At 59.0% G+C, this 20,336-nt stretch carries 19 protein-coding genes, 2 pseudogenes and 1 riboswitch; of the genes and pseudogenes, 9 read left to right on the top strand and 12 right to left on the bottom strand.

The genetic code is table 11. The features are described from left to right. Positions 1 to 40: 40 nt before the first annotated feature. The 3 genes from metE to OHD62_RS33295 form a co-directional block, all read right to left on the bottom strand. Positions 41 to 2,386, bottom strand: a complete 2,346-nt coding sequence (gene metE, locus OHD62_RS33285) for a 5-methyltetrahydropteroyltriglutamate--homocysteine S-methyltransferase (protein ID WP_263791714.1) — start codon at positions 2,384 to 2,386, stop codon at positions 41 to 43. Positions 2,387 to 2,479: 93 nt separating this feature from the next. Then, positions 2,480 to 2,675, bottom strand: a riboswitch (cobalamin riboswitch). A gap of 317 nt (positions 2,676 to 2,992) precedes the next feature. Then, entirely contained in the window at positions 2,993 to 3,217 is a 225-nt protein-coding gene (locus OHD62_RS33290) for a hypothetical protein (protein ID WP_263791715.1), read from the bottom strand. A gap of 26 nt (positions 3,218 to 3,243) precedes the next feature. Continuing rightward, positions 3,244 to 4,143 (bottom strand): TIGR02594 family protein, encoded by a 900-nt coding sequence (locus OHD62_RS33295; RefSeq protein WP_263791717.1) that lies wholly within the window; start codon positions 4,141 to 4,143, stop codon positions 3,244 to 3,246. A 258-nt stretch (positions 4,144 to 4,401) separates the two neighbouring features. Between OHD62_RS33295 and OHD62_RS33300 the strand changes: the two genes are divergently transcribed. Continuing rightward, positions 4,402 to 4,683, top strand: coding sequence for a hypothetical protein (locus OHD62_RS33300; RefSeq protein WP_263791719.1), 282 nt, complete (start codon positions 4,402 to 4,404; stop codon positions 4,681 to 4,683). Between the two features lie 54 nt (positions 4,684 to 4,737). Further along, entirely contained in the window at positions 4,738 to 5,328 is a 591-nt protein-coding gene (locus OHD62_RS33305; RefSeq protein ID WP_263791720.1) for a hypothetical protein, read from the top strand. Here OHD62_RS33305 and OHD62_RS33310 read toward each other — a convergent pair. The 3 genes from OHD62_RS33310 to OHD62_RS33320 are packed head-to-tail and all read right to left on the bottom strand — an operon-like array spanning position 5,293 to position 6,365. Then, the gene (locus OHD62_RS33310; protein WP_263791722.1) at positions 5,293 to 5,835 is read right to left on the bottom strand and encodes a hypothetical protein; all 543 of its coding nucleotides are present in this window, start codon (positions 5,833 to 5,835) and stop codon (positions 5,293 to 5,295) included. The two genes, OHD62_RS33305 and OHD62_RS33310, sit on opposite strands and share 36 nt — an antisense overlap. Before the next feature lie 45 nt (positions 5,836 to 5,880). Then, complete coding sequence (locus tag OHD62_RS33315) at positions 5,881 to 6,105, bottom strand: hypothetical protein (RefSeq protein ID WP_263791723.1); 225 nt, start codon at positions 6,103 to 6,105, stop codon at positions 5,881 to 5,883. 41 nt (positions 6,106 to 6,146) lie between these two features. Then, positions 6,147 to 6,365, bottom strand: a complete 219-nt coding sequence (locus tag OHD62_RS33320; RefSeq protein ID WP_263791725.1) for a MerR family transcriptional regulator — start codon at positions 6,363 to 6,365, stop codon at positions 6,147 to 6,149. Between the two features lie 548 nt (positions 6,366 to 6,913). Here OHD62_RS33320 and OHD62_RS33325 point away from each other — a divergent pair. From OHD62_RS33325 to OHD62_RS33345, 5 genes and pseudogenes are all read left to right on the top strand, one after another. Then, positions 6,914 to 9,787, top strand: coding sequence for a type I restriction enzyme HsdR N-terminal domain-containing protein (locus tag OHD62_RS33325; RefSeq protein ID WP_263791728.1), 2,874 nt, complete (start codon positions 6,914 to 6,916; stop codon positions 9,785 to 9,787). Between the two features lie 154 nt (positions 9,788 to 9,941). Next, positions 9,942 to 10,244 (top strand): hypothetical protein, encoded by a 303-nt coding sequence (locus tag OHD62_RS33330; protein WP_263791813.1) that lies wholly within the window; start codon positions 9,942 to 9,944, stop codon positions 10,242 to 10,244. Next, positions 10,241 to 10,681 carry a type II toxin-antitoxin system VapC family toxin gene (locus OHD62_RS33335; RefSeq protein ID WP_263791729.1) on the top strand — a complete coding sequence of 147 codons (441 nt, stop codon included), beginning with the start codon at positions 10,241 to 10,243 and terminating at the stop codon, positions 10,679 to 10,681. Before OHD62_RS33330 ends, OHD62_RS33335 begins: the two co-directional genes overlap by 4 nt. 178 nt (positions 10,682 to 10,859) lie before the next feature. Then, entirely contained in the window at positions 10,860 to 11,060 is a 201-nt protein-coding gene (locus OHD62_RS33340; protein WP_263791731.1) for a hypothetical protein, read from the top strand. Between the two features lie 40 nt (positions 11,061 to 11,100). After that, positions 11,101 to 11,451: pseudogene (locus OHD62_RS33345) on the top strand (hypothetical protein); the annotation flags it as partial. A 661-nt stretch (positions 11,452 to 12,112) separates the two neighbouring features. Here the strand turns inward: OHD62_RS33345 and OHD62_RS33350 are convergent. The 6 genes and pseudogenes from OHD62_RS33350 to OHD62_RS33375 form a co-directional block, all read right to left on the bottom strand. Next, positions 12,113 to 13,105, bottom strand: coding sequence for an adenosine kinase (locus OHD62_RS33350; protein WP_263791733.1), 993 nt, complete (start codon positions 13,103 to 13,105; stop codon positions 12,113 to 12,115). Positions 13,106 to 13,204: 99 nt separating this feature from the next. After that, positions 13,205 to 14,401: a methionine adenosyltransferase gene (metK, locus tag OHD62_RS33355; protein ID WP_263791734.1), complete on the bottom strand. Its 1,197-nt coding sequence runs from the start codon at positions 14,399 to 14,401 to the stop codon at positions 13,205 to 13,207. Between the two features lie 53 nt (positions 14,402 to 14,454). Beyond that, positions 14,455 to 15,792, bottom strand: a complete 1,338-nt coding sequence (gene glyA, locus OHD62_RS33360; protein ID WP_263791735.1) for a serine hydroxymethyltransferase — start codon at positions 15,790 to 15,792, stop codon at positions 14,455 to 14,457. A 39-nt stretch (positions 15,793 to 15,831) separates the two neighbouring features. Continuing rightward, a complete protein-coding gene (locus OHD62_RS33365; protein WP_263791736.1) occupies positions 15,832 to 16,176 on the bottom strand; it encodes an ArsR/SmtB family transcription factor in 345 nt (114 codons plus the stop codon). A gap of 743 nt (positions 16,177 to 16,919) precedes the next feature. Then, positions 16,920 to 17,197, bottom strand: a pseudogene (locus OHD62_RS33370) (type II toxin-antitoxin system RelE/ParE family toxin). Beyond that, the gene (locus tag OHD62_RS33375) at positions 17,197 to 17,451 is read right to left on the bottom strand and encodes a type II toxin-antitoxin system ParD family antitoxin (protein WP_263791738.1); all 255 of its coding nucleotides are present in this window, start codon (positions 17,449 to 17,451) and stop codon (positions 17,197 to 17,199) included. Before OHD62_RS33375 ends, OHD62_RS33370 begins: the two are co-directional and overlap by 1 nt. 1,133 nt (positions 17,452 to 18,584) lie before the next feature. On the opposite strand from OHD62_RS33375, the gene OHD62_RS33380 reads away from it, so the two are divergent. Continuing rightward, complete coding sequence (locus OHD62_RS33380) at positions 18,585 to 19,379, top strand: hypothetical protein (protein WP_263791739.1); 795 nt, start codon at positions 18,585 to 18,587, stop codon at positions 19,377 to 19,379. A gap of 356 nt (positions 19,380 to 19,735) precedes the next feature. Beyond that, a complete protein-coding gene (locus OHD62_RS33385; protein ID WP_263791741.1) occupies positions 19,736 to 20,116 on the top strand; it encodes a DUF309 domain-containing protein in 381 nt (126 codons plus the stop codon). Positions 20,117 to 20,336: the final 220 nt, after the last annotated feature.

Raw genomic sequence — 20,336 nt, forward strand, 5'->3', positions numbered from 1 at the left:
TTTCCCTGGGACATGGTGCGAAATTCAGAAAGCCTCCGGCCTACACTTTCTCCCGGAGCGCGCGTGCTGCAGCGACCATGTTCGTGAGGGCAGGGCGGACCTCCTCCCATTTGCGTGTCTTGAGGCCGCAGTCCGGGTTTACCCATAGTTGGGCGTCGGACAGTCGCTCCCGGGCAAGCATAAGGAGGGCAGAAATCTCGGCGACTTCCGGGACGCGTGGTGAGTGAATGTCATAGACTCCGGGACCGATTTCGTTCGGATATTTCGAGTTCGTGAAGGCGTCCAGAAGTTCCATTTTCGAGCGCGACGTCTCGATCGAAATTACATCCGCATCCATTTCAGCGATCGCGTCGATGATCTCGTTGAACTCCGAATAGCACATGTGAGTATGGATTTGGGTTGCGTCCTTTACACCCGTTGAAGCGAGCCGGAAGCATTCGACCGCCCAGTCGAGATAGACTTTCCAGTCGGACTTGCGCAGTGGCAAGCCTTCGCGAAACGCGGCCTCGTCGATCTGGATCATCCTCGCGCCGGATCTTTCGAGGTCCGTCACTTCATCGCGGATGGCGAGCGCGATCTGGCGGCAGGCCTCCGAGCGGGGTATGTCGTCGCGAACAAAAGACCAGTTGAGAATGGTCACTGGGCCTGTCAGCATTCCCTTCACCGGCTTTTCGGTAAGCGACTGGGCGAATTGCCACCAGCGCACCGTCATCGCATTGGGCCGCGATACGTCGCCGAAGATGATGGGCGGGCGCACGTAGCGGGAACCATAGCTCTGCACCCAGGCATGCTGGGTGAAGGCGAAGCCGAATAGCTGCTCGCCGAAATGCTGTACCATGTCGTTTCGTTCGAACTCCCCGTGCACCAGCACGTCTAGCCCGATCTCCTCCTGCCAGCGAATAGCAGCCTTGGTCTCCTTCTTCAGGAAGGTCTCGTAGTCGACATAGCTGAGCCTGCCTTTCGCATGAGCGGCGCGTGCCTTGCGCACCTCCGGCGTCTGCGGGAAGGACCCGATGGTCGTCGTTGGGAATGGCGGCAGGCCGAGCGTGCCAGCTTGGACTCTGGAACGCTCGGCAAAGGCGCTCTTTCGATGCTTCATGCCGCCGTTGATGCTGGCGATCCGCCCCTCGACGAGCGGATCATGGACCTTTATGGACGTTGCGCGCGCGGCGGCCGCCTCGGCCGAAGCATTCAACGCGTCTGCCACCGCATCCCTGCCTTTGGACAAGGCCTGGGCCAGCACAACCAGTTCGTCGGTCTTCTCGGCCGCGAAGGCGAGCCACGATCTGATGTCCTCATCGAGTGCCGTCTCCATACGCAGGTCGATCGGCACATGCAGCATCGAGCAGGAAGGCGCGATCTCGACGCGGTCCAAGGGCCAGCCGGCGACGACCGGCTTGATGCGGTCGAGAATGGCAGGCAGGTTCGCACGCCAGACGTTGCGACCGTCGATCAATCCAAGTGAGAGCACCAGATCCTTCGGCGCGAGACGACCAACCGTTTCCAACTGCTCGGGAGCGCGCACGAGATCGAGATGCAGGCCCGCCACCGGCAGGGAAATTGCGGTCTCGAGATTGTCTCCCAGCGACCCGAAATAGGTCGCCAACATGATCTTCAACTCGGGCACGGCTTTCGACAGTTGGCCGTAGGCGAATTGGAACGCAGCTCGTTCGTTCGGGTTCAGATCGAGCACAAGCGCTGGCTCATCAATCTGCACCCAGTCGGCTCCTGACAGACTTAGCCTCCGCAGGAGTTGCTCGTAGATGGGCAGAAGCCGTGGTAGGAGCGCGATGGGATTGAAACCTTCGGCAGGTGACTTCGCCAGCTTGAGGAAGGTTACCGGTCCAAGGATGACTGGGCGTGTGTAAATGCCGAGGGCTTTAGCCTCGAGGAAATAATCAACCGGTTTCGTCGATGAGAGGGCGAACGTCTGATCATCGTCGAGTTCGGGCACAATGTAGTGATAGTTGGTGTCAAACCATTTGGTCATTTCCATCGCGGTTAGGCTAGGTTCATGAGCCGCATGCTCGTGACCAGCGTGTCCACAATCCTCCGTTCGACCTTGGTTGCCTCGCGCCATGGCGAAGTAGATGTCGAGTGGGACCTCGCCGCTATTCCAGGCGTAACGGGATGGCACGGCGCCGACCATGGCTGCGGTGTCGAGCACATGGTCGTAGAGCGAGAAGTCGTTCGACGGGATTTTCGACACGCCGCGATCGTGCTGCTCTTCCCAGCTGGCGATGCGGAGCGCCTTCGCCGTTGTAAGAAGGTCGGCAGCACAAGATTTTCCGGCCCAGTACCTTTCAAGCGCGAACTTCAGTTCGCGCCGGCGACCTATACGCGGCACGCCGAGCGTTGCTACAGGAACTTGCTGAGAGACAGTCATGCCATACCCCGATGGTTGGGGCGTGGGGACCAGGAAGGCGCCGGTAGGCCGACAGGAACGTCGGGCTGCCGCGACCACCGAGACACCCCGCCCGTGGACATTGTTCGCCGTGGCAGGTCTCCTGGCTCGCGGGTCGTAGCCTCTACCCGTCTTCCCGAGGCTGTTCGCCTCAGTGACATGAGTGGGATTGGCTCGCCGCTATCAGTTGCGGGGGCCGGCATCGCACCGGCTTCCCTCTTAGCTCCGCTGCGGCAGCGCCGTACGGAGAACCACGACACGCAGACAATCACAGCACCACGCGCCTTTGTCAAACACCATATAGATAAATGTTTATGTCGTTATGTGAAACATCGGCGTTGTTCCCCTTAGGGTCGCGTGCGATGCGAGCAGCAGCGCGTTTCTATGCGAAAATGCCTTATCAGGTTCGGCATCCTGTTGCATTATCGGCACATCGGCTACATGAGCATATTACCCCACCGCTGTAGGTGACCGATGGCTTGCCAGCCAAACGACAGTCGTGTTGTTCGAAGGGTGAACGGCGTTCCCGGCTCATAAGCTGAAGTACACAGGTTCAAATCCTGTCCCCGCAACCAATTCTATCATAAATCAATAACCGTCCCGGTCTAACCGGGGCGGTTTTTGCGTTTCAAGGCATTGGATGTCTTGATCGGCGTCAACAGCGCCTGGTGTTGAGGCGTACGGGTTGACGCACGCGCGGAGAAGCAGTTGGGCGGCCGCTTCCGCTTCTGCAACGTCCGGCATCGCGACGGGCGCCGCGGCCTTCTGATAAGCAAGTACCAAAGCGACAGCAGTCTCGTAGAAGCCCGGCAACTCCAGGCTCGCCTGCAGCGGCAGCCCTAGCCGGGCATGCGGCAACCCAACAGTCTCGATTTCTGGATCTGAGTTATCGACACCGCATTGGACTGGTTGCCGCCAAGGACCGTGATGGCGTTCCCATTCTGACCGAGGACGAAGCCCGCATGTCCATAAGGGCTGCTGGGGCTCTCTCGCCAGAACACGGCTATGCATCCGGGTTGGAGATCGACCTCCTTACCCCATGAGAGCCATGTGCGATTGATGGCGCTATGGGTGCCCTCGATGCCGACTTGCTTCAAGGCCCATCCGACGAACACTGAGCTCCAGTCGATGTCGTCATTGTCGAACTTCTGTTGTGTGTCGGAGACCTTCCAATATTCGGCAATACGCGGATTTATGCCGGCCCCCGTAACCTCTTTTTGCCCAAGTTCCGCATAGGCGAACTTCATCCAGCCAGGCAGATTATCCGAAGGACTGATATCCTGCTTGGGATCGTTGGCCACCATCACAGGGTTCTCGGCTTTCTTTGCCCATGTTTGAGTGTCGAAGTCGAAGGATTGTTGGATGTCGTCCTTGATAATCACCGGGAAAGTATACTGGAATTCCGTGCCCTGATATTGCTCGGTCAAGGATATGGCATAGTTTACGCTTGGCATCAGGCTGACATGAAGCGTCGCAAGGCCTTTTTTGTTCGTGACGGTTTCGGTCTTGTCAGTCCCGACCAAGGCGATCGGCGTCAGATTTGAATCGATGATCGACACCACCACGCCGTCGACCGGCTCATGCGTGTCCGCAGCGCGAACAAAGATGATGACATTGGGGTCGATTGGGTAGAACGAGCGGAGCCACGAATAGGCCGACGGCATCGCCTTGACGGCTTCCGCGCCAAACGCGCCCAGAGCCGCTGCAAGGACAATGACCCACCAAGGCTTATTGTCCAATGTTCCGCCGAATAAGCGCCTGGATAACGACATTCTGGCCCCTCGTATTGGGAGAATACTAGCCCTTACTTGCGAAGACAATTGCAACCGGCTTCGAACGATGCGCAGTCGCCACGGCGAGCTGCGGGCATCAATCCAATCGCTTTACCTCGGGGTTCAATGGGCCTTTGCTGCGCCTCGCTGCCCGCCTCTTGCCACGGCATGCTATTGTTGGTTTCTGATATTAATTGGATTGCTGTCAGGAAGAGGATTTTTTGAATGAGCTGTTTCATCGGATACGATTTGAACCGCGAGGGCGCGAACTATTCCAAGAAGGACGCTGCCCTTCGCCAACACATCAAGGAAAAATATCCGACCTATTGGGCGCATCTGGATTCCACGTTCATCGTGGTGACCAACCTCACGGCTGAGCAGGTCCGCGATGACCTGCTAGCCTTCGTGGACGACAATGACGAGCTGCTTGTGGCAAAGCTCACCGGGGAAGGGGCTTGGCACGGTTTCGATGAAAGCGGGCATAAGTGGTTGAAAGCCAATCTCTAGGACGCGAAGTGCAAAGCCGGGTCGTCGGATCCGATATTAGGTGGAGGGCAAGTTTTGCCGGCCGTGCCGTGGACCACAGTGAAACGCCTGGCGAGTTCACGTTTCTCGAGGCTGCTCGCCATCGTGCCGGTGGTCGGTTGGCTTCTGGTCTTGAACGATCACTTCGCGAAGATCCTGCAGAATTTCACCGGTGTTGAGGCCCTTGGCTCGCCTGGATGGCAGATTTACGCCTTCCATGTCGGGCTATCCTTATTTGGGCTTGGCGTCCTGATCTTTCAGCTCACATGTCCGCGGGAAATCACGCTCTATGAGTCGATCAACGATTTCGTCGAGCGAGAGACCGCGCTGATGACACGCAGCCGCTACGCGGCATTTCTGCAACAGGCCGGGGCTGTGAGACTTGACGAGGAGCGCAAATCGCCAGCTGGGGACCAGAGCTCGCGCGAGCTTTGGCTTAGCCGCAACAGTGGCAACGTCATCACCGTGCTCGATGGTTTTTATCGACGCAAGGACCGTGAGACGCTGCAGCTTTTGGCTTGGTTGTGCCTGATCTCGCTGGTCACGGGCGCCGCGATTGCGACCGTGCCGAGCCTGACCACCATCTTGTGGTCATTTGGGCGACTTTTTGAACTGGTGGTCGGCTAGGCTCTCGAACAGCGGCTGCCCTGCCGCCGTGTCGTAGACCAGCTGGAAAATCGCCAGCAAGCCGTCGCCGGTCACCTCCCGATAGGTCAGGTCATAGACGAGTTCGGCTTCCTTTTCCTCCGTCAGGAAAAACTCGCGGTCGAGTTCGGATGCCATCAGCGAGCGTCCAAGCGAGACAGCGAAGGCGGCGTTGGCGATAAACGGGATGACGTCCTGGATGGAGGTGTCGGCCGGATACTGGATCGGCCGGCACTTGGTGATCCATTTGGTCAGGTAAGCGACCCGTTTCACTGCGTTCGACTTTTGCTTCTGCGGTTCTTCAAGATGATAGAGCTTGTAACGCTCAATGTCGTCATAGGCGGATTTGACGGCAATGTAGAGCGCCGGCGCGTTCACAAAGACCGCCGTGCCAAAAGCCTCGTTCAGGCCAGTGACGAACTGATCCGCATTCGCATAGTACTCGGCGAAGCGTTCTTCCAGGATTTCAAGCGAAATCAACCTTGGCATAAAAAATGGGGCCGCGATCGGCCCCATCCTCCCTATTGGTTCACGCTAGCGCTTGGGCTTCATGTGTGTGAGCCGTTCGGCAATGGCGCCAACGCGCTTGATGGCATGCGGAAGACCGCGGTCAAAGGCATCTGCGGCCGATACCGGGTCGTAGTCACCCGCGCCATTCTCGCGACGGGCCTCCGAGAAGGCCCGGATTGCGCTACCGTCCGCCGACAGCTCCTTGAAGAGCCGGCGGCCTTCTTCGTAGCTTTGACTGCGCGGTTTCATAGCAAAACGCTCCTTGTATTGACCCAATCATCCAAACACACCTACGCTACCGGAGCACGCTTGGAGTTAAGGAATTGCTCAAGTCTTGTGCACCAATCATCACTGTAATGCCGGAAAACCCTGCCGCCATGGGCGGCGAAGTCCGGCTCCGGGATCAACCCGGCCTTGGCCCAGCGCCGCAGGGACTTCTCCGACACCCGGTAACGGTCCTTGACATCTTGGATGGTCCGATAGGACCGACCATCGAATTCGAGAGGCATGCGATTGATCCTGCGGGCGACTCATGGGCCACGCCTTTGTCTTCACAGGCCCTAGCACCCTCCGGGCCCCACTGGCAATACTGGACGCACAAGACCCACAGGTCATGCTGGGCGCAACAGCCTCACTGGACCTACAAGACAATCTAGGCAGCTTCAGGGACCATTCAAGGCTCGTGGACGAAGCGAACCACGCGTTGCGCTTTTAGAGCAACGCGCTCCTTCGCCAAGGCTGCGAGTACTGAGAGCGTCCAAGGCAATCCGAGCGGGCACGAGAGGGCGCTTCGAGCCAGTCTGGCCAAAGTTAAAGAGGAGGCGCGTTACGAACGAGCAAGCGCCGCTGACGCAAGCATAGGGGCATCCGACTTGGTTCCAATCTCGGGCGGTACGCGATGCAATCAGAGGCCTTCTTGGTCGTTCTGGGTCGAGACTGCCACAGGGGGCCAGCCTCCTTATGCCGACGAACTCTGGTCAAGCCGGCGTCGGCGCCAGCAGGTTTCCAACCGGGATTGGCTGCTGTATGTGGTGGCCAGGGGGTGGGCTGGGATGGCATGACCGACAGTTTCTGGGATAGCATCAGGTCCTTGGCCGGGGCGCGTGAAGCCGACGTGGAAACCTGGCTGATCCTGCCGCTACTGGAGGCCCTGGGGCACGACCGCTCCTGCATCAGCGCCAAGCTACCAGTCCTGTTCCAGGAAGGCGGCAAGAAGCGCCGCGGTCGCAATCCTGAGGCCGATCTCGTTGTCTATGCCGAGCAGCCATTTGGTCGTGCTACCTCGCTTATCGTCGTCGAAGCGAAGCGGCCGAGTGAAAAGCTCGATCCCGGTCGCGAACAAGGCGAATCTTACGCTCAAAACCTTCGTGCACCCTTGTTGCTCCTCACCAACGGTGTGCGCTTTGAGGTGTGGCAGCTTCAGGTCTCCTCCGAGAGTGAACTCGTGCTCGCCTGTGACGTTGCCGATCTTGCCGCCAGGCGAGGGGAGGTCGAGGGCCTTCTTGGAAGAGAGGCCGTAAAGGCGCATTGCGCCGCTCTGCAATTTAAGCGGTTCAACCTCCTCGCACGCGATCTCAGTGCCTATGAAGTGGCCGAGCACACCCGTCTTGGAGCCGTAGCCGGTGCTGCGATCCCAAGGACGCTGCGCGGCGCGGCGAGCCAGCCGCTGACCTCGACACGGCTTCTCGATCATTCTCCAAAGGGCGCGGTGGTCAACGGTATGTCAGGCTATGGCAAGACCACGCTTGCCGCGTCCTTGCTTCTTGAAGGGTTCGAAAGACGATGGGAGGGCAAACTGGAGGCGCTTCCTATCGACGTCTTCCTGCCCGACTTTGCCGCTAGCGGGCAAACCGTCGAAATGTTTCTGACCAGGCGCGTGGCCGCTCACAAACCCGGCTTTACAGAGGCGATGCTCGCGACGATCGCTCGTGAACACGGCCTGCTCATCGCCGCCGACGGGTTCGAGCGCGTCGCGGAGAACCAACGCAGCCATGTCGAGGCTGCCCTTCGAACGCTGCTCAAAGATTTTCCAAAAACGCTCGTTTACTTGATGTCGCGCGAGCTGGCTTCCCCGACCGGGCTTGACTTGCCTGTGCTTCGCCTGACGGGATACTCCCGCGAAGAGCTTGCCGACCTGGCGAAGCGAGCCGCCGCGACCCGCCCAAACCTCTCCAGGGTCTTCGAAGCAGCGCCGGATTACATGTTCCGAGTCGCCGAGGTGCCCTTGTTCGCCGAACTGGTGCTCGATCACTACGCCCTTACCGGTCATTACATCACTGACGTCGCCTCGCTTTATGAACATTGGCTGGCCCGCATGCTGAACGCGTCAGGACCGGTCGACCGGGCGCTCGACCGCTCACTGTTGCAGTCCATCGCGGCCGAGACAGTCGCTGGGCCAATAGGCATCGATCGCGCCTTGGAGCTCGGTGGAGCAAAAGTCGATACACGCTCTACACTCAACCGGCTCGCCACCGCGGACGCGATCAGCCTTCGCGGCGCAACTGTCGAGCTCGGGCATGAGGGCCTGGCCGACTACCTGCGAGCGCTGCGCTTCTGGCGCGGACCTGCCGACTCGAGTGGTGCCAGCTTGGCAAAGCTGACATTTGACCCCTCTTCGCAATTTGCGACGCTGCTCGTCGCCACGGCGCCAAGTGCCGACGATCGCGGCGAGGCTTGGCAGGCGATCGCCGCAACCAACCTCCAGCTCGCCATTCGCACTCTGCACTTGCTGGTCGGTGAGGTCTCGATCGGCGACAGCACGCCACGCAAACCCGCGCTTCGCCTTCTGGAGGATATCCGCCTGTCGGTGGATACGCTTGCCAGCTCGCATCTTGGCCCAGTCAGGGATCTTGTTCTCGAAGAGATAGCCGGCGTTTCAATCCGGAATCTCGGGATTCGCGGGAGCGTCGGAAAGGACGATGTCGGCTTCTCATTTTTTGATGTCGCTGAAGGACCGAAAGTCGAGCTCACCTCTGAATGGTATGCAGCCGCCAAGGCCTATGGCAACAGATTGCGGGAGTCAGGCTATGGTCGTGAAGCCGGTCGGGTCCTAGGTCTGAAACGGGTTCAGCAGGCCCTTCAAGAGCTCATGACGCGCAGGCGCTTGCGTGGCGGCGTCGTCTGGAGCGAGGAGCGCGTCTTTGGGCGTCTGAGGCATCTGAACCGGGAATATGGTTCGCCAGCTCGCCCCGGCCCGCTTGCCGACGCGCGCCGCCTGCTTCAGCCGCATGCAAATACAATAGTAAGCCGCGGCGTCCTTTCAGGGCAACCGACCTTCCCAATGAACGAATTGCTTGATGATATCGATTGGTTGACCGGGCGAGGTGTTGCGCAGGTGACGCCATGGTGGGACGACCATTCGGATTTCGACGTCCGGACCCCGGACGGCCAAGCTCGACTGGCAGCTGCCCTTGACGCCTACTACCGCAGACTGCAGCTCGCTTATGCGGAAGTCGTGGACACCAGCTTCCCAGCGCTCGCGCCTTATCTGCAAACATTGCGGATGATGCCGCTGCGGCTGCAGATTCAGGCCATACATCGTTCCACCTTAACGGGAGGCGTTGCGACCTCTTATTTGCGTTGGCCGGTCAGGACCTATGATGAAGCGGGCGCCGACGTAACTTTCCCGCACGAGCTGATGTCCTTGAACAGCATGGACGAGATCGACGCCTATTACGACAAGACGGTCGCTTTGTTGGCGCAGTTTGGACGGGCGCACCCCGACCCGTTGGTAACATGGGGTATGTCCGGCCTGCCAGACTTTCTCGGCCATGAAACTGCCCACGACAGGTTCAGCGACGAGAGCGCGGTCGTGCGCGGGGCGATGTCCTGGCTCCACAGCGACCTCAAGGCGTTGTTTTCCGAAATGCCCCCCGACGCGCCAAAAGCCGGGCCAACTTACGGCCGCGCTGGTGACCTATATGCACAATGACGATCCGGCGTTGGCTACCGACGCGCTGTTCGAACACGTCAAGGGCCTGTCGGCCGGACTTGCTGGCGATCTTTCGATGACGCTGACGAGCCTCCTAGCCTTGCCCTCCAAGGAAAAGACGGCTATATATCCGGATATAGAGCGGAGACACGCGATGAGCAACAGTGCGCAGAAGAGAGCCATCGAGAATTATCGGTCTCGCCTGACTGAGCGCGGCATCGCGCGGTTCGAGATCCAGGCGTTCGACGCCGACCGCGATCTACTGCGAACCCTTGCCCGGAAATTGACGGAGGGCGGGCCGGAAGCCGGACAGCTTCGTCGGGCCGTACAGCAGGCAGTGGCGGGTGAGTCTCCGAAAGCGGGCGGCATTCTCGCTGCGTTGCGTCGCTCGCCTCTGGTTGGCGCGGACCTCGACCTCAGCCGGCCCCGCGAAGAGGGGCGCAAGGTCGACCTGTGACGCGTTACCTGCTCGATACCAACATCATCAGCAATGTCGTCAAATCGCAGCCATCAGAATCACTCGTGGCATGGATGTCGTCACAGCGCGATGAGGACCTGTTTATCGCCTCGCTGACCGTTGCGGAAATCCGACGCGGGATTTTGGAGAAACCACGCGGCAGAAAGCGCGATGCACTCGACAAGTGGTTCACTGGGTCTGAAGGGCCGCAGGCTCTGTTCGCGGATCGCATCCTCGCATTCGACGAGAAAGCAGGTCTGATCTGGGCGCGGCTAATGGCAGATGGCAAGGCCAAAGGCCGCCCACGAAGCGCTCTCGACACGATCATCGCCGCTGTTGCCGAGAGAAATGGGTGCCTTGTCGTCACGGACAACGAGAAAGATTTCGAGGGAGTCGATATCGTTAACCCCCTGCGGGAAGTCGAGAGATGGGCGTAGTCACTTCCGTTTGTTCATGTTATGTTCCTATCGAGGTCGACTCACAGCAACAGATCAAAAAGCCTATGGTCTCACGCCTCGGCAGGCCCAGCCTAGCTTCAAATTCATTCAGGAGCAGGCACCTAGCGGCTCTGTCGAGGTAATAAATGACTGATTACGATAAATTGAGTCGAGAGATTTGATCCGCGTGCTGCTCGACCGGGACGGAGTGGACGTCGGCGGAATCCGTCTGACCTACCCCGGACAAACGCCGCCTTGGCAAATCATCCGCCAGTTGAAGCCACGCTCGCAGCGTATCGAGAAAAAGCTGTGTGTTGGCTCCGAGGCATTGCAGTCCGAGAACGTCCTCCATGCGCCGTGGAGGGGATCGTCGGTTTGAGGAAACCTCGCCCGAGGAACTGGAGGAGTGCTGTTAGCGCGCCAAGGATGATCTCGGACTTGATCATTGCGAGGCTCGGTCCTGGCACGGATGGCATCGCCACATGAGCCTGTGCATGGCCGCCCTGGCGTTCCTCTCCAAGCTATCGGCTGATCTTCGCCGCAGCGCATGGAGCAAACCGAATGAAAGTCTGAAGGAGCCAATCGCCGCCCGATCCGGATGGCTGGGCTCGTCCCGAGCGTGCCCGAGATCCGCTATCTCCTCGCCCGGATCCTCATCTTCCCACCGACACAAAAGCCCTTCATCATCGCATGGTCGCTATGGCGACGACGACATCAGGCCGCAGCCACCATCTGTCATTACAAACGGCGTGGACATGCGCAACCTGTAGTACTAGCCCAAGCGGCGGCGTGAACACCAAGGGCTGCCGTTTCGTTTTTCAGGGTTTGCCTGAAAAATCTTTAGCCCAGACCAGGTTATTCTGGTGCACCTGTCGTATTTCCACAGGGCGTTGCACGGTAGAGTGACAACGCCTTGCCGCGTGCGCGGAGCAGGAGGCATGGCAACAGGCCGGAACAAGTAGGACGGCGCAGACCGTCACACTCTTCAAAAAGAGACTATCGCCAGAGGGTATCTTCATCATCGATCCGGCGGTCGGGAGGCTCGGCCGGTTGAAAAAGGACGATGGCTATGATGCAGCCAGGAGATGGACGGCGTGATCCACGCCGGGCACCTGCACCGATCACCTCCCCAAAATGGCGATCCGGTCCTGGTATCGAGCCGCCGTGCCGAGATTTTCGCGGCCGTGGAGGCTTCGCTCTCTGGTGTCTGCAGGGCGAAGCGGGTAGCAGATGAGAGCCAGCGGCGGGGTGCACCAGCCGCCCGAACCGGCGTGCGTCGACGGACACGATCTTAAGGATGCTGGCCTGTCTTGGCAGGCTCGACAGGGTGTCGACGTCGCTCTTGATCCCAATACGTCGATCTTGATATCGATTTGCCCGCACTTTCCTTGGACAGCTTGCACCGGGGTGGGGACGTAGTTCGCACGCCACCTAAAGCAACCCTGCCTGCTCAGCCTCATGGCGCAGGTTCTGGCGCGGGCGCGGGCCGATATGCTGGATCACCAATCCGGCCGCCAGGGAGCCAAGGTCGCCGCAGGCCTTGAGGTCGCGGCCTTGCGTGTAGCCATGCAGGAAACCGGCGGCATAGAGGTCGCCGGCGCCCGTCGTGTCGACCAGATCCCTGGTCGTGGTCGCCTGGATGATCACGGTCTCGTCGCCGCGCACGATCACCGAGCCTTTTTCCGAGCGGGTGACGGCGGCAATCCGGCAATCCTTGCGGATCTGCGCCAGCGCCTCGTCGAAGGACGATGTCTGGTAGAGCGACTTGATCTCGTGGCTGTTGGCGAAGACGATATCGACCGTGCCCGAGCGCATCAGGTCGAGGAACTCGTCGCGGTAGCGGTCGACGCAGAACGAATCCGACAATGTCATAGACACTTCACGGCCTGCCGCGTGGGCCAGCCTGGCCGTCTGCCGGATCGCTTCCTTGGCGCGTGGCGGGTCCCACAGATAGCCCTCGAAATAGGTGACCTTGGCGCCCGATGCCTTGTCGGCCTCGACATCCTCCGGTCCGAGCTCGACGCAGGCGCCGAGATAGGTGTTCATCGAGCGTTCGCCGTCGGGCGTGACGAAGATCATCGATCGCGCCGTCGGCGGCTCGCCCGTGAGCGGTTTGGTGTCGAAGGCGACGCCCTGCGCATGGATGTCGTGCGCGTAGATTTGGCCCAGCGCATCGTTCGAAACCTTGCCGAAGAAGGCGGCGCGGCCGCCGAAGCTGGCGACACCGGCCGCCGTGTTGCCGGCGCTGCCGCCGGACGCTTCGATGGCCGGGCCCATGCGGCTGTAAAGCAGTTCGGCGCGCTGGGTGTCGATGAGGTTCATCGCGCCCTTGATGATGCCGTTTGTCTCGAGGAAGTCCTCGTCGCACTGGGCGATGATGTCGACAATGGCATTGCCGATGCAAAGCACGTCATAATCCGGCATCAATGTCTCCGCGATGAACCTGCCGGCTTTCTGCGGCCACGTGCGGATCTGGCGAGTTGGAATGGGTTTTCCAAATGACAATCCAGTCGACGTCGGCGTTCATGCGGCTGCGAGCCCTGCCGCGCGCCGCAAGTCTTCGGCTCTGTCTGTCCTCTCCCAGGTGAACTCAGGCTCTTCACGGCCGAAATGTCCATATGTCGCGGTCTTGCGGTATATCGGACGTAAGAGATCAAGCATTTTGATAATGCCCTTCGGTCTGAGATCGAACAGCTCAAGAACGAGGCCCTCGATCCTTTTTTCCTCAATCCTCGCCGTTCCGAAAGTGTTGACCATGACAGAAACCGGACTGGCCACGCCGATCGCGTAAGCAAGCTGAACCTCGCAGACCTCCGCAAGTCCGCTAGCAACGATGTTCTTCGCGACATAGCGGGCCGCATAGGCAGCCGAGCGGTCTACCTTGGACGGGTCCTTGCCCGAAAAGGCGCCGCCGCCGTGACGCCCCATCCCACCATAGGAATCGACGATGATTTTGCGCCCTGTAAGGCCGCAGTCGCCGCGCGGCCCACCCACCACGAACCGCCCCGTTGGATTGACCAAGATCCTGATCCCCGCCGTATCCAAATCGGTCGGCAAGACCGGCCTTATAATCTCCTCGACGACGCCTTCCCGGACTGTATCTTGTGAGACCTCTTCCGCATGTTGCGTCGACAGGATTATGGTATCCAGCGCCACTGGGCGCAAACCTTCATAGCGGACAGTCACCTGAGACTTCACGTCCGGACGCAGCCAGCCAAGCTGTCCCGCTTTCCGAACCTCTTCCTGCCTTTTCGTCAAGCGATGAGCGAGCTGGATCGGCAAGGGCATCAGTGTATCGGTTTCGCTGCATGCGAACCCGAACATGAGGCCTTGATCCCCCGCGCCCTGCTCGAGATCCTGCCCCCGACCCTCGTCAACGCCTTGGCTAATGTCGGGCGACTGCTCGGTGAGGGCCAGGACGACGGCGCAACGCCGACCATCAAAGCCAACGGCATCATCATCGTATCCAATATCGAGAATCGTGTCGCGGGCAACTTGGCTGTAATCGACCTGCGCATCGCTGGTGATCTCGCCAGCCAGAACGACCATCCCTGTCTTCACCAACGCCTCACAGGTTTTCACCAAAGCTTCACAGGCGACGCGCGCCTTCGGATCGGAGCGCAGTACCGCATCGAGGATGGCATCCGAGATGTTGTCGGCCAATTTATCCGGATGTCCCGCGCCGACGGATTCAGAAGAGAACACGAACTGCCTAGCCATGAAATGCCTCGCTTCGGGTGTGGAGTTGTATGGAGCATTTTGATGAGCTCGCCTTAGATGTCGGTGATGCCGGGCACCCCGAACGCAGCGCAGAAGTCGGCGACGTCTCTTCGCACGCTGGTGTGAACATCCGGATCGTTGGGCTGGCGGCAGACCAAGTCAATGAAATCGGCGATCTGCAGCATTTCCCCCTCGCGCATGCCCATTGAGGTCACTGCTGGCGACCCCAAGCGAATTCCGCTTGCGACCGCCGGGTCGCGCGGGTCGCCCGGCACCATATTGAAGTTCGTAATGATGCCAGCGTTTGCCAACCGCTCGGCATAAGCTTTTCCTGACAGTGGTCGATCACGCAGATCAAGGATCAGCATGTGATTGTCAGTCCCCCCGGTGACCAGGTCATAACCTCGCTCCAGAAGCGCCTGGGCCAGAGCCTTGGCATTCTTGACGATCTGGTGACCGTAGCTGCGGAAGGCCCGGCGCTCGGCTTCCTGCAAAGCGACAGCTAGCGCAGCGACAACATTCATATGAGGCCCTCCTTGCAGTTGAGGGAAGACAGCGCGATCTATCCGCCTGGCGAGATTGTATTTGCTCTTGGGATGGTACAGAGCCTGATAGCGATCTTCGTTCCTCGACAAAATGAAGCCACCGCGGGGACCGCGGATCGATTTGTGAGAGGTGCTGGTGACGACGTCGCAATGGCAAACCGGATTCGGGTGCGCTCCTGCGACAATCAGGCCACTGACGTGCGCGATGTCGGCCACGAGATAGGAGTTCGTCTCCAGAGCGATTTCTGCCATCAGCGCGTAGTCAAAGATACGGGGATAAGCAGTACCGCCAACCCAAATGAGCCGAGGCTGTTCGCGCTTTGCTGTTTCGCGCAAACGGTCATAGTCAATTTGCTGCGTCTTTTCGTGCAGCCCATAGGGCACCCGCTTATAGTCTGTTCCGGAAAAATTGATGGCCCAACCATGAGTGAGATGGCCGCCTTCCGGAAGGGGCAAGCCCATGACTTTGTCACCGGGGCTCAAAAGCGCGCGATAGACAGCCTGGTTGGCCGGCGAGCCGGAATAAGGCTGGACGTTGGCATGCTCGCTGCCAAATAGTGTTTTCAACCGCTCAATCGCAAGGTTCTCAAGCTCATCGACGATCTCGTTTCCCGCGTAGTATCGTGCACCGGGGTACCCCTCGGCGTACTTGTTCGTGAAAATCGAACCGGTCGCTTCCAGAACGGCCGAGGAGGCAAAGTTCTCAGAGGCGATGAGTTTGAGCGTTGTCCGCTCCTGCCGCTCCTGTCTTAGAAGCAGTTCGTGAACGCGGCGATCAACCGCGGCCAAGGGAGACCATGCGGAGGTTTCGGGCTGCGCGATGGCGCCGTCGGTGGTGTTGTCCATGGTAGCTTCTCGCTCCGCTTGGATTGATTTATTTCACGATCAGGCAGGCGGTCCCTTCGGCCGCGCGTCTCGGATCGCTTCGAGCCGCTGCAGGTCCCGTTTATGATAGCCGTCGCCATGGGGCAGGAGATCGACCAATAGTTGAACCAGCCCGCCGTCATTGCCTCCTGCTTTGAGATGGTACGAGCGCCACGGAGGTTGTTCGTTGCAGTAAAGAAAGTCGGCTCTGGCGAGCAGCCGGACGTGTCGCACAATCCGCTCGCGACGCACGCCCAGAATCTCCGCTAGTTCGCAGACAGTTAGGTCCGCATGCGCGCAAAGGCCCAGGATTCGAAGGCGGTCCAAATGCGCTGCCGTGCGTAGCCGGCTGACCAGCGTCATCATTGGTCAGCATCAAGCCACATAGAAAGACATGGCACTCGTCCTAATGAATTTGTCATTTGGCAATCTCCGCAGATGCTGCAGCTTTCGAACCAAATCATGTTGTTGCTTAATCCGGCGCTAGACACTGGCCATGTTCGCGAGGAACCATTCCTATTTTTGAGCGCGCACTTGTTTTGAGGCGACAGTAGAGGTTTTCAACAACCCATGATGTGCGCTCTTCTGCTGTTGCCGCAAAGAATTGCAGTTTGACCATTGAGAGTAAGTGTCGCCAGGCTTTTGACCTACTTACCTCGGATTCGACGATGAGCTTACCATTCCAACGAATTTGGTGTTGCTAAGAGTGTATGAATTTCTTTGAAGGATCTGTTGCAATGTCTGCACGCGAATTGGCGAAGTGCCGGTCAGGCAGCGAGACTGGCGAACAGCTTGACCAGGGGGGGATCGGATCAAAAGCGGATCGCGCTTGCCGTTTTGTATCCCGGCGATCGATCTGTTCGAAATCGACGACTGCGAGCAGGAAGTAAAGACAGGCGGCCAGATCGACAAACGCTGATTGCCGGACAATGACCCAGGTCGAAGTCAGATAGGGAGGAAATTGAGTACCAACGCTCCAGTCAACTCAATGGCAAAGGCACGGCTTGCGCCGATGTCGTGCTGCCAGAAAGTTTATCCTGTGCCAGACTATTCCCAAGCCTTGGGTGTGCAATCCCAGAGGCTGATGGGGGATCATCGATCCTGAGTCGTCATGAGGACCCATGTCCGTGGCGCACACGGACATGAGTATGCCGTCGTTGGCTTCGATCAGGTAGACGATGAGATGGGCCTCGAATGGTTGAATACGTATTGGCGGCGATAGTTCAAGCCGCTCCCGGGCCATGCGCGGATTGGCAGCGATCAGATCGAAGATCGCGAACATCTCGTCATGATCTTCTCTGACCTGCACAGCACCGAACAGGTGCACTGCCTGCTCGGCAATACCGATAATGTCCTCTTCCGCTGTTAACGAGAGGCGAATTCCCATTAGCCATTGCCGCGCGGCGTCTCAGCGCGTTTGGCCGCTTCCGCAAAAAGCGTGTCCCTGGAACGTTTGCCGGCGCCCCTTTTCAGGCCATCATCGACAAAGCGCTTCATGGCCGCGATTTTGTCATTTCGCTCCTGATCCCGGCGGATCAAATCGCGCACATAATCGCTCGCGTTGGCGTAGCGGCCCGTTTTGGCTTGCCCCTCGACCCAATCCTTCATCGGGTCGGGTAGTGATACGTTCATCGTTGCCATAGTGCCCTCCGTACCCTATACCAGCATGGCATATTTTGGCAAAGTTTGTCAAAACGCTGGCCGAGCCGAGCTATCTGAAGGCGCTTGGGTCAGTGTTCATGGGCGCGCCGATCATTGCAGATGTCGCGGACCTTGTCGCAATAGCTGACGCCGGCCGTGCTTTTCAATGAAAGACGATGGCACGCGGCTGCCCCGCCAAGCCCAAATCTGGTTCAACACCAGTGCCCGGCCTTCGGCCCGTCCTCAAACTGCTCGCGTTGAACGCCAGCGATTGGTGCATCTTGCAGAAGCTGAGCTTGTGGAAGGCGAACACGGTGCTGGAGGTGACTGAGTACTCGCGGCGACGCCTGCGGAGTACGTAGCAGTCGAGAACGCCGCAAGGGGGGGCAGACAGGCTCGCCCTGGGTCTTAGGCCAGCGGAACTGACGGAAGATCGCGTAGGCTTTCTCTTCGTCAATCTTGACGAGGTGCTGGATGGGCATGTCCCGGCATCCCGGGGACATCAGGAAGTGCTGGCCGTCCTGGTATTTCGCACCTCCGCGCCTCAGCGTCGTGATTGACGTGGATGAAACGCCACCGGTCCGGACGTTCTAGAACCTAGGCGGGGCGTGCGGGAACTAGAGGCGTGGGTGCTCATGTTCAGGCTCCTGAGGCGATGGTCGCCGATACACATGGCGATGCGGCGGCTTCGGGAGGCCGTCGAAATCAGCGCCGTATGCGGATCTGCCTGACATGAGGCGGGCCATTAGTGGATCTGGCCGCAGGAGTCGATCGGTTCTTTATCTTCGAGGCAACGAGCCGTAAACGAGCATGGGCCAAACTCGCTAACTGCTTCACCCGCATTTCAGTGACGGTTAACACTGGTTGCCATGCAGCCGCCCGCCGCATTGACTTTCAGGCAGGTCGGGCAGATATATTGCTCGATCGAGGAAGGTAGTCGTGAGCGTTAAGGTTGGCCATTTCAACGTGAAGGATCGTCGCGCGGAGAAGCAGCGTTCCCGTGATGTCGACCTTGCGCGCCTTGCGTCCAAGCAGATTTCCGCCAAGGAACTTCGCGATGAGAATGGCTTTTTCTCGTCCCTGGATCGGTCGAAGGCCCGGCTTCTTGTTCGCAGGGCCTCAGTCGCGTTGAGATGAGTGACGAGCCTGCGCGTTTCGGCCCGGTAGACGTTCTCCAGATAGCATCAAAACTTACGATCGATGATGCCACATTTGTCATCGGCGGCCAGGCTACCAACCTGTGGGCATGGTTCTACCAAGACCGAACTCCTGAGTTGTCGTCCAGCTCCGAACTGACGAGTAAGGACATCGACTATTTCGGCACGAAGAAGGCGGCAGAGAGCCTGGCGCAGGCGCTTGGTGGGAAAGTCTATCTTCCGAATGCAGATGATATGAACACGCCGAACACGGCAGTTGTCGTGGCCGAGGTCAACGGAAAGAAGTTGCAGATCGACTTCATGCACGGCGTTCTGGGTCTCACAAAACGCGAGTTGGAAAACGGCGTTTCGGTCATCCGGCTTGAGGCAGATTCGGACGGAAAGCTGCTGCGGGCAGATGTTGCTGTCATGCATCCAGTCCTCTGCCTCAAGAGTCGAGTCGCGAATATGCTGTCGCCGGCCACCATGCGGCGAGATAAATTCGCGTGGAAACAGCTGTATGCAACGATTGCCATCCTGGAAGTCTACATAAGAGATGCATTGGACGACGGCGATATCAAGGAAGTTAATCGCTGCTTCCGAGAGATTTTTAACTACCTAAGGAGCGATCGTTACGGCCGAAGAGTCGTAGATGAATTGGGTGCCGATCCCCTAAAAATCTTGGAGACGTTCGCTTCCGACAGCCGCCTTGACGAGCGCTATCGCGAACTGACGCTCGGAAAAATGATCGACAGAATCGTGACGGCACGACAACGCCGCCATGACACATGAACGGCAGTTCGGGTTAGGTGGTGGCGGTTGCTACCGAATGGCGTTTTGCCGCCGGAAACATCCGGCTTCGTGCGTGTAAGGCGTAAGCTGAAATCTCAGTGATGGAGGGACCCAGAAACCAATGCAGGGCCGTGTCCCATCAGATTCCATGTGACATGAATTGTCTTTGACGTGCTTTCATGATTGCTAGGGCCTATGACACGTCCTCGCTTGCTGCCCGAAAAGAACTTTCCGGGCTATGCTTACCTGCCTGGCAAGCATCCTCATCCGGTTCGCGATCCGTTAGGCCACAGTTACCAAAGCGACCCGGTGGCCGTTGTTGCCGTCGAGGAATCCCTCAACTCGAAGGGGTTTCGATGGGGTGTGGACCTTTCAATCACGGCTATTACTGGGAAGCTCATGAGGCTTGGGAGCCTCTTTGGCACGCTGCGAAACGAAGCACTCAGCATCGCCTTTTCTTCAAGGGATTGATCCTGTTGGCGGCGGCCGGGGTGAAGATCCGCGAGGGAAAGCGGGGCGCCGCCGAGCGCCATGCGGCGAGAGCTGCAGCCCTTTTCCGCCAAGTGACGTCTCTGCCTAGCCGGCCCTTTGAGGCCGCACTCGGAATGACACCTGCCGCGCTCGCGGTACACGCCGAAGCGGCCGTAACTTCCCCAGCTGTTTTGCGAGAGCCGATGCGTGGCCAGCCCGACCCGGTTTTCGATTTCATTCTCGCCCCTGGATTCGAGGGCGTCTGATGGGCGACCCGACACCACCGTGCCCTTCGTTATTTCATTGTACGCACGTCCGGCTGTTATGGGCAGTTCGACAATAGAAGCTTCAATCCTGACGCGCTTGACCCTGCGCTCACCCTGCTCTGAGCGCAGCATCAGTGGCAGGCAATACCTCCTCGTTCACTTCACGGCAAAGCCCTATGGCTCCCCGCTAAGCGATACAACGGGCAGCGCAAACCTGAAG

This window comes from Mesorhizobium sp. YC-39 (genome assembly GCF_025753795.1).
Classification (GTDB): Bacteria; Pseudomonadota; Alphaproteobacteria; order Rhizobiales; family Rhizobiaceae; genus Mesorhizobium.

Coding starts and splice junctions, on each gene's coding strand:
- OHD62_RS33365 (WP_263791736.1), bottom strand. CDS start 16,176: ATGATGACGCTGGTCAGCCGGCTACGCACGGCAGCGCATTTGGACCGC.
- OHD62_RS33300 (WP_263791719.1), top strand. CDS start 4,402: ATGAGCTGTTTCATCGGATACGATTTGAACCGCGAGGGCGCGAACTAT.
- OHD62_RS33315 (WP_263791723.1), bottom strand. CDS start 6,105: ATGAAACCGCGCAGTCAAAGCTACGAAGAAGGCCGCCGGCTCTTCAAG.
- OHD62_RS33330 (WP_263791813.1), top strand. CDS start 9,942: ATGAGCAACAGTGCGCAGAAGAGAGCCATCGAGAATTATCGGTCTCGC.
- OHD62_RS33310 (WP_263791722.1), bottom strand. CDS start 5,835: ATGCCAAGGTTGATTTCGCTTGAAATCCTGGAAGAACGCTTCGCCGAG.
- OHD62_RS33325 (WP_263791728.1), top strand. CDS start 6,914: ATGACCGACAGTTTCTGGGATAGCATCAGGTCCTTGGCCGGGGCGCGT.
- OHD62_RS33375 (WP_263791738.1), bottom strand. CDS start 17,451: ATGGCAACGATGAACGTATCACTACCCGACCCGATGAAGGATTGGGTC.
- OHD62_RS33320 (WP_263791725.1), bottom strand. CDS start 6,365: ATGCCTCTCGAATTCGATGGTCGGTCCTATCGGACCATCCAAGATGTC.
- glyA (WP_263791735.1), bottom strand. CDS start 15,792: ATGGACAACACCACCGACGGCGCCATCGCGCAGCCCGAAACCTCCGCA.
- metE (WP_263791714.1), bottom strand. CDS start 2,386: ATGACTGTCTCTCAGCAAGTTCCTGTAGCAACGCTCGGCGTGCCGCGT.
- OHD62_RS33350 (WP_263791733.1), bottom strand. CDS start 13,105: ATGCCGGATTATGACGTGCTTTGCATCGGCAATGCCATTGTCGACATC.
- metK (WP_263791734.1), bottom strand. CDS start 14,401: ATGGCTAGGCAGTTCGTGTTCTCTTCTGAATCCGTCGGCGCGGGACAT.
- OHD62_RS33380 (WP_263791739.1), top strand. CDS start 18,585: ATGAGTGACGAGCCTGCGCGTTTCGGCCCGGTAGACGTTCTCCAGATA.
- OHD62_RS33385 (WP_263791741.1), top strand. CDS start 19,736: ATGGGGTGTGGACCTTTCAATCACGGCTATTACTGGGAAGCTCATGAG.